Here is a 13,290-nt window from a genome sequence, read left to right as displayed (position 1 = left end):
GGATGTAATGACTCAACCATTACCGAAAGCGCCGCTGCAAGGTGCTGAGAATGAACTGGATATTCGCGGTCTGTTTCGCGCGTTGTGGTCGGGAAAACGTTGGATTATTGGCTTTGCGGTTCTGTTTGCCGTCATCGTCCTGATTTATACCTTTTTTGCCCGTCAGGAGTGGAGCGCTACGGCGATCACCGATCGCCCAACGGTGAACATGCTGGGCGGCTACTATTCCCAACAGCAATTCCTGCGTAATCTTGATGCGAAGGCGAGTCCGGCAGGCACTATCCAGCCTTCGGTAATGGATGAGGCGTATAAAGAGTTCATCATGCAACTCGCCTCATGGGATACGCGTCGCGATTTCTGGTCGCAGACCGATTACTACAAGCAGCGCATGGTGGGGAATTCTCGCGCCGATGCGGCGTTGCTTGATGATCTTATCAACGACATTCAGTTTATGCCGGGCGACGTGCTTAAAAGCGTGAGCGACAGCGTGAAGCTGACGGCGGAAACCGCGCCGGACGCCAACAACCTGTTGCGCCAGTACGTGGCATTCGCCAGCCAGCGAGCGGCGGGTCATCTTAACGATGAGCTCAAAGGTGCCTGGGCGGCGCGCACTATCCAAATGAAAGCGCAGGTCAAACGCCAGGAAGAAGTGGCGCAGACCATCTTTAAGCGCCGCATCCATAGTGTAGAATCTGCGCTGAAAGTCGCGGAGCAACACAATATTTCCCGCAGCGAAACGGACGTTCCCGCCGAGGAACTCCCGGATTCCGAACTGTTCATGCTGGGCCGCCCGATGTTGCAGGCGCGTCTGGAAAACCTTCAGGCCAGCGGGCCGACCTACGATCTGGATTACGATCAGGGTCGCGCCATGCTCAACACGCTCAATGTTGGCCCAACACTCGACCCGCGCTTTCAGACATATCGTTATTTGCGTACGCCAGAAGAACCTGTAAAACGCACCAGCCCACGCCGCGCATTCCTGATGGCGATGTGGGGTATCGTAGGTGCGCTGGTCGGTGCGGGTGTTGCGCTGACGCGTCGTCGCGTCCAGTAACTGCATCGTCATAATGAAGGGCGATGGGCCTGTCTCATCCAATCGAAGAGAATCGATGTGAAAGTACTGACTGTATTTGGTACGCGTCCGGAGGCGATCAAGATGGCGCCTCTGGTTCATGCGCTGGCAAGAGATCCTCATTTTGAGGCCAAAGTCTGTGTCACCGCACAGCATCGTGAGATGCTCGATCAGGTGCTAAATCTCTTCTCTATCGTCCCTGATTACGACCTCAATATTATGAGTCCGGGTCAGGGGCTGACGGAAATTACCTGCCGAATCCTGGAAGGATTAAAGCCGGTTCTGGAATCATTCAAACCGGACGTCGTGCTGGTGCACGGCGACACCACGACCACCGCTGCCGCGAGTCTGGCCGCTTTCTATCAACGTATTCCGGTCGGTCACGTCGAAGCCGGGCTGCGAACCGGTAATCTCTACTCTCCGTGGCCGGAAGAAGCCAACCGCACCCTGACCGGGCACCTGGCCATGTATCACTTCGCGCCCACGGAAACGTCGCGCCAGAATCTGCTGAAAGAGAACATTGCTGACACGCGTATTTTTGTCACCGGCAACACGGTCATCGATGCGCTGTTTTGGGTGCGCGATCGCGTGCTGAGCAACGAAACGCTGCGCAATGAGTTGTCACAGCGCTATCCTTTCTTAGCCAACGGTAAAAAGATGATTCTGGTTACCGGCCATCGCCGCGAAAGTTTTGGCCGTGGATTTGAACAGATCTGCCATGCGCTGGCTGAAATCGCCGCCACCCACCCGGACGTGCAAATTGTCTACCCGGTGCACCTGAACCCGAACGTCAGCGAGCCGGTAAACCGCATTCTGGGGCATGTGGAAAACGTCATTCTGATTGAGCCGCAGGATTACCTGCCTTTCGTCTGGCTGATGAATCACGCCTGGCTTATCCTCACCGATTCCGGCGGTATTCAGGAAGAAGCGCCGTCGTTGGGTAAACCGGTACTGGTGATGCGTGACGCCACCGAACGCCCGGAAGCGATTGATGCCGGCACGGTACGCCTGGTGGGCACCGACAGCCGTCGAATTGTCGAAGAAGTGTCGCGCTTGCTGCACGATGAAAACGAATATCAGGCGATGAGCCGCGCACACAACCCGTACGGTGACGGCCAGGCATGCGAACGTATCTTATCAGCCCTTAAAAATAATCAGGTAACGCTATGAGTTTCTCTACCATCTCGGTAATTGGTCTTGGCTATATTGGCCTCCCTACTGCGGCGGCCTTTGCTTCCCGGCAAAAAGAGGTCATCGGCGTGGATATCAACCAACACGCGGTTGATACGATTAACCGTGGCGAAATTCATATCGTTGAGCCAGACCTCGACAAAGTTGTGAAGACGGCGGTAAGCGCAGGCCATCTGCGCGCGACCACCACCCCGGTAGAAGCGGATGCCTATCTGATTGCCGTGCCGACGCCGTTTAAAGGCGATCATGAGCCGGATATGGTCTTTGTTGAAGCGGCGGCGAAGTCGATTGCGCCGGTGCTGAAAAAAGGCGCGCTGGTGATACTTGAGTCAACCTCGCCGGTGGGCGCAACGGAGCAAATGGCTGCCTGGCTGGCTGATTTGCGCCCGGATCTTACCTTCCCGCAGCAGGCGGGCGAGCAGGCGGATATTAACATCGCCTACTGCCCGGAGCGCGTATTGCCGGGGCAGGTGATGGTCGAGCTCATCAAAAATGACCGCGTCATTGGTGGTATGACGCCGGTGTGCTCCGCGCGCGCCAGCGAGCTGTACAACATTTTCCTCGAAGGTGAATGTGTGGTGACTAACGCCCGCACGGCGGAGATGTGCAAGCTGACGGAAAACAGCTTCCGCGACGTTAACGTCGCCTTTGCCAACGAACTTTCGCTGATTTGCGCCGATCAGGAGATCAACGTCTGGGAACTGATTCGCCTGGCGAACCGTCACCCGCGCGTGAACATCCTGCAACCGGGCCCTGGTGTGGGCGGACACTGCATTGCCGTCGACCCGTGGTTTATCGTGGCGCAGAATCCGCAGCAGGCGCGTCTGATTCGCACCGCCCGCGAAGTAAACGATCACAAACCATTCTGGGTGATTGACCAGGTCAAAGCCAACGTGGCGGATTGCCTCGCGGCGACCAACAAACGCGCCAGCGAACTGAAAATTGCCTGCTTCGGGCTGGCATTTAAACCAAACATTGATGACCTGCGTGAAAGCCCGGCAATGGAAATCGCCGAACTGATTGCCCAATGGCACGCCGGTGAAACGCTGGTCGTCGAACCGAACATTCATCAGTTGCCGAAAAAACTCGACGGGCTGTGTACGCTGGTTTCCACCGCTGACGCGCTGGCTCAGGCCGACGTGATCGTCATGCTGGTCGATCACAATGAATTTAAAGCCATCGCCGCCGAGAACGTGACTCAGCCCTTTATCGTTGATGCGAAAGGGGTGTGGCGTTGAAACGGATTCTGGTCACCGGTGGGGCTGGGTTTATTGGTTCAGCGGTCGTTCGTCACATCATCGAACAGACGGCGGATGCCGTCGTGGTTGTTGATAAACTGACCTATGCGGGAAATCTGGCGTCGCTGGCCCCCGTCGCCAATAGTGCGCGTTTTGCATTCGAACAGGTCGATATCTGTGACAGCGCGGCGCTTACGCGCGTCTTTGACGAATACCAGCCGGATGCGGTGATGCATCTGGCGGCGGAAAGCCACGTCGATCGCTCTATTGACGGCCCGGCCGCTTTTATCGAAACCAATATCGTGGGTACTTATACATTGCTGGAAGCGGCGAGAAGCTACTGGAGTACGCTGGCTGATGACGAAAAATCAGTGTTTCGCTTCCATCATATCTCGACCGACGAAGTGTATGGCGATCTGCATTCCGCGGAGGATTTCTTTACCGAAACCACGCCGTACGCGCCCAGCAGCCCTTATTCCGCGTCGAAGGCAAGCAGCGACCATCTGGTGCGCGCATGGCTGCGTACCTATGGGCTGCCAACGCTTATCACCAACTGTTCCAATAACTATGGTCCGTATCACTTCCCGGAAAAACTGATCCCGTTAATGATCCTCAACGCGTTGGCGGGGAAACCGCTACCTGTGTACGGCAATGGTCAGCAGATCCGCGACTGGCTGTATGTGGATGACCATGCGCGAGCGCTTTATCGGGTGGCGACGGAGGGCGTCGTAGGCGAAACCTACAATATCGGCGGCCATAACGAGCGTAAAAACCTTGAGGTGGTCGAGACTATTTGCGCTCTGCTCGAAGAACTGGTGCCGCAGAAACCGCAGGGCGTTGCACACTATCGCGATCTCATCACCTATGTTGCTGACCGTCCGGGGCACGATCTGCGTTATGCAATCGATGCGTCGAAAATCGAACGTGAGCTGGGCTGGGTGCCTGAAGAGACATTCGAGAGCGGAATGCGCAAAACCGTGCAATGGTATCTTGCCAACGAAACCTGGTGGAAACAGGTGCAGGACGGCAGCTATCAGGGCGAACGTTTAGGTCTGAAGGGTTAACCCGGAGGAGAAAACGGATGAAAGGTATTATTCTGGCTGGCGGGTCTGGTACTCGCCTGCACCCTATTACGCGCGGCGTATCGAAACAGCTACTGCCTGTTTATGATAAGCCGATGATCTACTATCCGCTGTCAGTGTTGATGCTGGCGGGGATCCGCGACATTCTGATTATTACCACGCCTGAGGATAAAGGCTACTTCCAGCGCCTGCTGGGCGACGGCAGCGAATTCGGTATTCATCTCGAATATGCAGAACAACCGAGCCCGGATGGGCTGGCGCAGGCGTTTATCATTGGCGAAACGTTCCTCAATGGCGAACCTTCTTGCCTGGTGCTGGGCGATAACATCTTCTTCGGCCAGGGCTTTAGCCCGAAATTACGCAGCGTCGCTATGCGCACCGAAGGCGCAACGGTCTTTGGCTATCAGGTGATGGACCCGGAACGTTTTGGTGTGGTGGAGTTTGACGACAACTTCCGCGCGATTTCGCTGGAAGAAAAACCGAAGCAGCCAAAATCCAACTGGGCGGTAACCGGCCTCTATTTCTACGACAGTAACGTAGTGGAGTATGCGAAACGGGTAAAACCGTCTGAGCGCGGTGAGCTGGAGATTACCTCAATCAACCAGATGTACCTGGAAGAAGGGAAACTCACCGTTGAGCTGCTGGGGCGTGGCTTTGCCTGGCTTGATACCGGCACGCACGACAGCCTGATTGAAGCGAGTATGTTCGTGCAGACGGTAGAAAAACGACAGGGATTCAAAATTGCCTGTCTGGAAGAGATCGCCTGGCGCAACGGCTGGCTGGATGACGAAGGCGTTAAGCGCGCCGCCGCTCAGCTCGCCAAAACAGGCTACGGCCAATATCTGCTGGAGCTGCTCCGTGCCCGTCCGCGCCAGTATTGAACCGCTGAACTGGGAAAACCAGTTCTTCGGCATTAACAGCGCGAAGGTTTGTTTTGACGAACAGGCCGCGCCGATGACGCCTGAAGCGCTGAACGGCTGGTCACGCGTGCAGGCGAAAATTGCCGCCCATCAGACGGACCAACTGGATGCGTTGCAACAGCTGGGTTTTCAACTGGTGGAAGGTGAGGTGGATTTGGCGCTGCCGGTTAAAGCCGTTGTCCATTCATCTGCCGAAGTGGCGAAGGTTGACGATATTCCGCAACTCCGCCAGCTTGCCGCGCAGGCATTCGCGCAAAGCCGTTTTCGCGTGCCGTGGTATGCCATCGACGCCAGTGGGCGCTTTTACGCGCAGTGGATTGAAAATGCCGTAAAAGGTACATTCGACGATCAATGCCTGGTTTTTCGCCACGATGACGGCACGATCCGTGCATTTGTTTCTCTGCGTGAAGTGAACGGCAGCGAAGCGCGTATTGGCCTGTTGGCCGGGCGCGGCGCGGGGGCAGAATTAATGCAGGCGGCACTGTGCTGGGCGCAGACGCGCGGCCTGTCGACGCTGCGGGTTGCGACGCAAATCGGCAATACCACAGCACTGAAACGCTACATTCAAAGCGGGGCGAACATTGTCAGCACCGCATACTGGTTATACAGGTGACACCATGATTCCATTTAACGCCCCGCCGGTGGTGGGAACCGAACTCGACTATATGCAATCCGCGATGGGCAGCGGCAAACTGTGTGGCGATGGGGGGTTTACCCGTCGCTGCCAGCAGTGGATGGAGCAGCATTTTGGTAGCGCGAAAGTGCTGCTGACGCCGTCCTGCACCGCATCGCTGGAGATGGCGGCGCTGCTGCTGGATATTCAGCCGGGCGATGAAGTGATCATGCCCAGCTACACCTTCGTTTCCACCGCCAACGCGTTTGTCCTGCGCGGAGCCAAAATCGTCTTTGTGGATGTGCGTAAAGACACCATGAACATCGACGAAACGCTGATTGAAGCGGCGATCACCGACAAAACCCGCGCGATTGTACCGGTGCATTATGCGGGTGTGGCCTGTGAAATGGACACCATTATGGCCATCGCGAAAAAGCATAATCTGTTTGTGGTGGAAGACGCCGCGCAGGGCGTGATGTCGACCTACAAAGGCCGCGCGCTGGGATCTATCGGTCATATTGGCTGCTTTAGCTTCCATGAAACCAAAAACTACACCGCGGGCGGGGAAGGCGGCGCGACGTTAATCAACGATAAAGCGCTGGTGGAACGTGCGGAGATCATCCGCGAGAAAGGCACCAACCGCAGCCAGTTTTTCCGTGGCCTGGTGGATAAATACACCTGGCGTGATATCGGCTCCAGCTACCTGATGTCGGATTTGCAGGCGGCGTATCTGTGGGCACAGCTGGAAGCGGCGGAACGCATTAACCAACAGCGCCTGGCGCTGTGGCAAACCTATTACGACGCGCTGCAACCACTGGCGAAAGCCGGGCGTATTGAGCTGCCGTCGGTACCGGAAAACTGCGGTCACAATGCGCACATGTTCTATATCAAGCTGCGCGATAACGACGATCGCAGCAAGCTAATCGCCTTCCTCAAAGAAGCAGAGATTCTGGCGGTCTTCCATTACATTCCGCTGCATGCTTGCCCGGCAGGTGAGAAGTTTGGTGAATTCCATGGGGAAGATCGTTTCACCACCCAGGAAAGCGAGCGTTTGCTCCGTCTGCCGCTGTTCTACAATCTGGCGGCGGTCAATCAGCGTACGGTGATCAATACGCTGCTGAATTACTTCGCCTGATATGTCGCTGGCTAAAGCTTCCGTGTGGACCGCCGCGTCCACGCTGGTAAAAATTGGCGTCGGCCTGCTGGTGGTCAAACTGCTGGCGGTGTCATTCGGGCCGTCGGGCGTGGGGCAGGCGGGCAACTTCCGTCAGATGGTTACCGTACTTGGCGTGCTGGCGGGCGCAGGGATTTTTAACGGCGTTACGAAATTTGTTGCCCAACATCATGACGACCCGGCGCAGCTGCGTAAAGTGGTTGGTACCTCGTCGGCGATGGTGCTGGGTTTTTCCACGTTGCTCGCCATCGTTTTCCTGCTGGCTGCCGCACCTATCAGCCAGGGCCTATTTGGTCACACGGATTATCAGGGGTTGGTGCGTCTGGTTGCGCTGGTGCAGATGGGCATCGCGTGGGCGAACCTGCTACTGGCATTGATGAAAGGCTTTCGCGATGCGGCGGGCAATGCGCTTTCGCTGATTGCCGGGAGCGTTATCGGCGTCGTGGCCTATTACGCGTGTTATCGCTTTGGCGGCTATCAGGGCGCGCTGCTTGGCCTGGCGCTGGTGCCGGCGCTGATTGTTATTCCGGCGGCGGTAATGTTGACGCATCGCGCTACCCTTCCGTGGGGATATCTGAAGCCGCAGTGGGATAAGTGGCTTGCCGGGCAATTAGGTAAATTCACCCTGATGGCGCTCATCACCTCGGTCACGCTCCCCGTGGCGTATGTGATGATGCGAAACCTGATGGCGGCGCATTACAGCTGGGATGAAGTGGGGATCTGGCAAGGGGTGAGCAGTATCTCCGACGCCTATCTGCAATTTATTACCGCGTCTTTTAGCGTCTATCTGCTGCCCACGTTATCGCGCTTAACGGGCAAATCGGAGATCACCCGCGAAATTCTTCGCTCGCTGAAGTTTGTCTTACCCGCTGTTGCGGCGGCGAGCTTTACCGTCTGGTTACTGCGCGATTTTGCTATCTGGCTGCTCTTCTCCGCGAAGTTTGCCGCCATGCGCGATCTTTTCGCGTGGCAGCTGGTGGGCGATGTGCTGAAAGTCGGCGCTTATGTATTCGGTTATCTGGTGATTGCCAAAGCGTCGCTGCGCCTGTATATCCTTGCGGAAATCAGCCAGTTCACGCTACTTACCGCGTTTTCACACTGGCTGATCCCGGCGCACGGTGCGCTGGGCGCGGCACAAGCCTATATGGCAACCTACATTGTTTATTTCGCCCTTTGTTGCGGCGCGTTTTTAATCTGGCGTAAACGGCTATGACAGCACTGATACATGTACTGGGATCGGATATCCCTCACCACAACCAGACCGTACTGCGTTTCTTTGCCGAAGAACTGGCGAGCGTAAGTGAACATGCGCGTCGGTTTATGGTGGTGAGTCGCGACGAAAGCCTTGCGGCGGCATTTCCCGCCCTGGCCATCGAGTGTTACCCCGATAAAGCGACGCTGGCGAAAGCGGTAGTGGCGCGGGCGAAAGCGTCACGCGCGCAGCATTTCTTTTTCCACGGTCAGTTCAATACTGGCCTGTGGTTGGCGCTGCTGAGCGGCGGTATCAAACCCGCACAGGTTAGCTGGCACATCTGGGGAGCGGATCTCTACGAGGTCTCTCAGGGGCTGAAGTTCCGTCTGTTCTATCCGTTACGCCGCATGGCGCAAGGGCGGGTGGGGCGCGTGTTCGCGACGCGCGGCGATCTCAGCTATTTTTCCCGTTTGCACCCACGCGTGCCCGGCGAGCTGCTCTACTTCCCGACGCGCATGGACCCGGCGTTAAACACGCTGGCGTCGGATGCGCTGCGTAGCGGGAAACTCACCATTCTGGTGGGGAACTCTGGCGATCGCAGTAACGAGCATGTCGCCGCGTTAAAGGCGGTTCATCAGCAGTTTGGCGACACGGTCACGGTGATTGTGCCGATGGGATATCCGGCCAATAACGACGCGTACATTAACGAAGTTCGTGCCGCTGGCCTGGCGCTGTTCAGCGAAGAAAATCTGCAAATCCTCAGCGAAAAGCTGGAATTTAACGACTATCTGGCGTTATTACGCCGCTGCGACCTGGGCTATTTCATTTTTGCCCGCCAGCAGGGCATTGGCACGCTGTGTCTGTTGATCCAGGCGGGTGTACCCTGCGTGCTCAACCGGCAGAATCCCTTCTGGCAGGATATGACCGAGCAGCACATCCCGGTGCTGTTTACCGAAGATGCGCTGGATGAAGCGGTCGTGCGCGAAGCCCAGCGCCAGCTGGCGCTGGTCGATAAAAGCGCGATCGCTTTCTTCCGCCCGAACTATCTTGAGCCCTGGCATCGTGCCCTGCGTTTAGCCGCTGGAGAGCCGACATGACGGAAATGCAATTCACCGGTCTGTTTGTCGTCTGGCTGCTGTCATCGCTGTTTATCGGCACGCTCACGTGGTTTGAATTCCGCCGGGTGCGTTTTAACTTCAACGTTTTCTTCTCGTTGCTGTTTTTACTGACGTTCTTCTTCGGCTTCCCGCTCACCTGCACGCTGGTGTTCCGCTTCGACGTTGGCGTTGCGCCCCCGGAAGTTCTGCTGCAAACGCTGCTGGCCTCGGTCTGTTTCTACGCCGTGTACTACGTCAGTTACAAAACCCGTCTGCGTCCGGCTGCGTCCCGCGCACCGCGCAGGCCGCTGTTTACCATGAACCGGGTGGAAACTAATCTGACATGGGTCCTGCTGATGGGGCTGGCGTTGCTGACGGTCGGCATCTTCTTTATGCATAACGGCTTCCTGCTGTTCAAGCTGCGTTCCTATAGCCAGATTTTTTCCAGCGAAGTTTCCGGCGTGGCACTGAAGCGTTTCTTCTACTTCTTTATCCCGGCGATGCTGGTGGTTTACTTCCTGCGCCCTGGCTGGAAAGCGTGGATCTTCTTCCTGCTAAGCACCGTGGCATTTGGTTTACTGACTTACGCCATCGTCGGCGGCACGCGCGCGAACATTATTATCGCCTTCGCCATCTTCCTGTTTATTGGCATTATTCGCGGCTGGATCTCTCTGTGGATGCTGGCGGCGGCGGGCGTGATGGGGATTGTCGGCATGTTCTGGCTGGCGCTGAAGCGCTATGGCATGAACGTGAGCGGCGATGAAGCGTTCTACACGTTCCTTTATCTGACGCGTGATACCTTCTCGCCGTGGGAAAACCTGGCGCTGTTGTTGCAGAACTACGACAAAATTGATTTCCAGGGGCTGGCGCCGATTGCGCGCGACTTCTATGTTTTCATCCCGACCTGGCTTTGGCCTGATCGCCCTGGCATTGTGCTTAATACCGCTAACTACTTCACCTGGGAAGTCCTGAATAACCACTCCGGGCTGGCGATTTCGCCGACGCTGATTGGTTCGCTGGTGGTGATGGGCGGCGTTTGGTTTATCCCGCTGGGTGCGGTCGTGGTCGGGCTTATCATTAAGTGGTTCGACTGGCTCTACATGCTCGGCAATGAAGAGACCAACCGCTATAAAGCCGCCATTCTTCACAGTTTCTGTTTTGGCGCTATCTTCAATATGATTGTGTTGGCAAGGGAAGGGCTGGATTCATTCGTTTCGCGCGTGGTCTTTTTCCTGGTTGTTTTCGGCCTCTGTTTACTGGTGGCAAAATTGTTGTACTGGCTGTTTGAAAGTGCGGGGCTGGTTCACCAGCGATTTAAACAGTTTAAGCATGTTTGAAAAGGATACTCATGACTGATTCACATACCGCGCCAACCTACGAGCTGCGCGGTCTGAAGCTTGTCGGCTGGCGCAACATGCAGCATGCGCTGGACTTTCTGTATGCCGATGGGCAGCTCAAAAGCGGCACGCTGGTAGCGATTAACGCCGAGAAGATGCTAACGGCGGAAGATAACGCCGAAGTTCGCGCGCTGATTAACGCGGCGGAATATAAATATGCCGATGGCATTAGCGTGGTGCGCTCGGTACGCAAAAAATACCCGCAGGCGGACGTGTCGCGCGTGGCTGGCGCCGATCTCTGGGAAGCCTTGATGGAACGCGCGGGCAGAGAAGGTACGCCGGTCTTTCTGGTGGGCGGCAAACCGGAAGTGATGGCTCAGACGGAAGCGAAGCTGCGTCAGCAGTGGAATGTAAATCTGGTCGGCACGCAGGACGGCTACTTTAAACCGGAACAACGGCAGGCGCTGTTTGAGCGCATTCGCGACAGCGGGGCGAAAATCGTCACTGTTGCCATGGGCTCGCCTAAGCAGGAGATCCTGATGCGCGACTGTCGCGAAATCTATCCGGATGCGCTCTATATGGGCGTGGGCGGCACCTACGATGTCTTTACCGGCCACGTGAAGCGCGCGCCGAAGTTCTGGCAGAATCTGGGGCTGGAGTGGCTTTACCGCCTGCTTTCACAGCCAAGCCGCATTACCCGCCAGCTTCGCCTGCTGCGCTATCTGCGCTGGCACTACACCAATCAGCTGTAATCCCTTCCTGAAAATGTGAATGGTTGCGCAATATTTGCGCGATTCATTCACATATTTAATACTTTATTTGCCATTTATCAAAAATTGTTAAACCATTCGCCCCCTTGATGGAAAATCCGTCTGTTTTTTGATATCCCCCTACCTGTAAGCGTTATGCGTTTTACACATAAAAATAACCGGCAATGACCGGAAATCATGCAAACACAAGAGGATTTATGGCAGAGAAAAAACCGGAGCTCCAGCGCGGTCTGGAAGCCCGTCACATCGAATTAATCGCCCTTGGCGGCACCATTGGTGTCGGCCTGTTTATGGGCGCCGCAAGCACGCTGAAGTGGGCAGGTCCGTCCGTACTGCTGGCCTATATTCTGGCTGGCGTATTTGTCTTCTTCATCATGCGATCAATGGGTGAAATGCTGTTTATCGAGCCGGTCACCGGGTCGTTCGCTGTTTACGCACACCGCTATATGAGCCCGTTCTTTGGTTATCTCACGGCCTGGTCCTACTGGTTTATGTGGATGGCAGTGGGGATCTCGGAAATTACCGCTATTGGCGTCTACGTACAGTTCTGGTTCCCGGATATGGCGCAGTGGATCCCGGCGCTGATTGCTGTCGGGCTGGTGGCGCTGGCGAACCTGGCGGCGGTGCGTCTGTACGGCGAAATCGAATTCTGGTTCGCGATGATCAAAGTCACCACCATCATTGTAATGATTGTGATTGGCCTCGGCGTGATCTTCTTCGGCTTCGGTAACGGTGGCCATTCGATTGGTTTTGAAAACCTGACGGCACACGGCGGCTTCTTTGCGGGCGGCTGGAAAGGCTTCCTGACGGCGCTCTGTATCGTGGTCGCCTCGTATCAGGGCGTTGAATTGATCGGTATGACAGCGGGTGAAGCGAAAAACCCGCAGGTCACACTGCGCAGTGCGGTAGGTAAAGTGCTGTGGCGCATCCTGATTTTCTATGTTGGCGCTATCTTTGTCATTGTCACCATCTTCCCGTGGAATGAAATCGGCACCAATGGCAGCCCGTTTGTTCTGACCTTCGCCAAGATTGGTATTACCGCGGCGGCGGGGATTATTAACTTTGTGGTGCTGACGGCGGCGCTCTCAGGCTGTAACAGCGGGATGTATAGCTGTGGGCGTATGCTCTACGCGCTGGCGAAGAACCGTCAGCTTCCGGCGGCGATGGCGAAAGTATCGCGCAGCGGTGTTCCGGCGGCGGGCGTGGCGCTTTCTATTGTGATTCTGCTGATTGGCTCCTGCCTCAACTACATTATTCCTAATCCGCAGCGCGTGTTCGTTTACGTGTATAGCGCCAGCGTCCTGCCGGGGATGGTACCGTGGTTTGTCATTCTGATTAGCCAGATTCGCTTCCGTCGTGCGCACAAAGAAGCGATTGCCAGCCATCCGTTCCGCTCGTTGCTCTTCCCGTGGGCCAACTATTTAACGATGGCGTTCCTGGTTTGTGTGCTGATCGGCATGGGAATCAACGAAGATACCCGCATGTCGCTATTTGTCGGCATTCTCTTTTTGGCGCTTGTCACGCTGGTTTATAAAGTTTTTGGCCTGAATCGGGGCGTAGATCTGCAAAAAGTGGAGAAATAAGCGACAAAACGCACAAACCCT

The 13,290-nt window shown here is 56.0% G+C and carries 12 protein-coding genes; all 12 read left to right on the top strand.

What is annotated here, in order from left to right; all coding sequences use genetic code 11:
* Positions 1-7 precede the first annotated feature (7 nt).
* The 12 genes from wzzE (at position 8) to thrP (ending at position 13,269) form a co-directional block, all read left to right on the top strand.
* The gene (gene wzzE, locus ACWWFX_RS22190) at positions 8-1,054 is read left to right on the top strand and encodes an ECA polysaccharide chain length modulation protein (protein WP_231825732.1); all 1,047 of its coding nucleotides are present in this window, start codon (positions 8-10) and stop codon (positions 1,052-1,054) included.
* Positions 1,055-1,111: 57 nt separating this feature from the next.
* On the top strand, positions 1,112-2,242 hold the full coding sequence (gene wecB, locus ACWWFX_RS22185) for a non-hydrolyzing UDP-N-acetylglucosamine 2-epimerase (protein ID WP_473224794.1): 1,131 nt from the start codon (positions 1,112-1,114) through the stop codon (positions 2,240-2,242).
* The gene (gene wecC / locus ACWWFX_RS22180) at positions 2,239-3,501 is read left to right on the top strand and encodes a UDP-N-acetyl-D-mannosamine dehydrogenase (protein WP_473224793.1); all 1,263 of its coding nucleotides are present in this window, start codon (positions 2,239-2,241) and stop codon (positions 3,499-3,501) included. The genes wecB and wecC overlap by 4 nt, the downstream gene beginning before the upstream one ends.
* Positions 3,498-4,565, top strand: a complete 1,068-nt coding sequence (rffG, locus tag ACWWFX_RS22175; protein WP_473224792.1) for a dTDP-glucose 4,6-dehydratase — start codon at positions 3,498-3,500, stop codon at positions 4,563-4,565. The genes wecC and rffG overlap by 4 nt, the downstream gene beginning before the upstream one ends.
* Positions 4,566-4,582: 17 nt before the next feature.
* A complete protein-coding gene (gene rfbA, locus ACWWFX_RS22170) occupies positions 4,583-5,464 on the top strand; it encodes a glucose-1-phosphate thymidylyltransferase RfbA (RefSeq protein WP_276223137.1) in 882 nt (293 codons plus the stop codon).
* Complete coding sequence (gene rffC, locus ACWWFX_RS22165) at positions 5,442-6,116, top strand: dTDP-4-amino-4,6-dideoxy-D-galactose acyltransferase (RefSeq protein ID WP_473224791.1); 675 nt, start codon at positions 5,442-5,444, stop codon at positions 6,114-6,116. Before rfbA ends, rffC begins: the two co-directional genes overlap by 23 nt.
* Before the next feature lie 4 nt (positions 6,117-6,120).
* Positions 6,121-7,251 carry a dTDP-4-amino-4,6-dideoxygalactose transaminase gene (gene rffA / locus ACWWFX_RS22160; protein ID WP_276223133.1) on the top strand — a complete coding sequence of 377 codons (1,131 nt, stop codon included), beginning with the start codon at positions 6,121-6,123 and terminating at the stop codon, positions 7,249-7,251.
* Between the two features lies 1 nt (position 7,252).
* On the top strand, positions 7,253-8,503 hold the full coding sequence (gene wzxE, locus ACWWFX_RS22155) for a lipid III flippase WzxE (RefSeq protein WP_473224790.1): 1,251 nt from the start codon (positions 7,253-7,255) through the stop codon (positions 8,501-8,503).
* Positions 8,500-9,579: a TDP-N-acetylfucosamine:lipid II N-acetylfucosaminyltransferase gene (locus tag ACWWFX_RS22150; RefSeq protein WP_473224789.1), complete on the top strand. Its 1,080-nt coding sequence runs from the start codon at positions 8,500-8,502 to the stop codon at positions 9,577-9,579. The genes wzxE and ACWWFX_RS22150 overlap by 4 nt, the downstream gene beginning before the upstream one ends.
* The gene (gene wzyE, locus ACWWFX_RS22145; protein ID WP_276223127.1) at positions 9,576-10,916 is read left to right on the top strand and encodes an ECA oligosaccharide polymerase; all 1,341 of its coding nucleotides are present in this window, start codon (positions 9,576-9,578) and stop codon (positions 10,914-10,916) included. Before ACWWFX_RS22150 ends, wzyE begins: the two co-directional genes overlap by 4 nt.
* Positions 10,917-10,927: 11 nt before the next feature.
* Positions 10,928-11,668, top strand: a complete 741-nt coding sequence (gene wecG, locus ACWWFX_RS22140; protein ID WP_276223125.1) for a lipopolysaccharide N-acetylmannosaminouronosyltransferase — start codon at positions 10,928-10,930, stop codon at positions 11,666-11,668.
* A 215-nt stretch (positions 11,669-11,883) separates the two neighbouring features.
* Complete coding sequence (gene thrP / locus ACWWFX_RS22135; RefSeq protein ID WP_276223123.1) at positions 11,884-13,269, top strand: bifunctional threonine/serine APC transporter ThrP; 1,386 nt, start codon at positions 11,884-11,886, stop codon at positions 13,267-13,269.
* Positions 13,270-13,290: the final 21 nt, after the last annotated feature.

It is taken from the genome of Pseudocitrobacter sp. 2023LY-00077, assembly GCF_055796175.1.
This window is presented reverse-complemented; position numbering and strand designations above follow the sequence as displayed.

Excerpts from the sequence above, each read along its gene's own strand:
- wzyE (WP_276223127.1), top strand. The coding sequence starts at position 9,576 with ATGACGGAAATGCAATTCACCGGTCTGTTTGTCGTCTGGCTGCTGTCA.
- wzzE (WP_231825732.1), top strand. The coding sequence starts at position 8 with ATGACTCAACCATTACCGAAAGCGCCGCTGCAAGGTGCTGAGAATGAA.
- thrP (WP_276223123.1), top strand. The coding sequence starts at position 11,884 with ATGGCAGAGAAAAAACCGGAGCTCCAGCGCGGTCTGGAAGCCCGTCAC.
- rfbA (WP_276223137.1), top strand. The coding sequence starts at position 4,583 with ATGAAAGGTATTATTCTGGCTGGCGGGTCTGGTACTCGCCTGCACCCT.
- wecG (WP_276223125.1), top strand. The coding sequence starts at position 10,928 with ATGACTGATTCACATACCGCGCCAACCTACGAGCTGCGCGGTCTGAAG.
- rffA (WP_276223133.1), top strand. The coding sequence starts at position 6,121 with ATGATTCCATTTAACGCCCCGCCGGTGGTGGGAACCGAACTCGACTAT.
- wecC (WP_473224793.1), top strand. The coding sequence starts at position 2,239 with ATGAGTTTCTCTACCATCTCGGTAATTGGTCTTGGCTATATTGGCCTC.
- wzxE (WP_473224790.1), top strand. The coding sequence starts at position 7,253 with ATGTCGCTGGCTAAAGCTTCCGTGTGGACCGCCGCGTCCACGCTGGTA.
- ACWWFX_RS22150 (WP_473224789.1), top strand. The coding sequence starts at position 8,500 with ATGACAGCACTGATACATGTACTGGGATCGGATATCCCTCACCACAAC.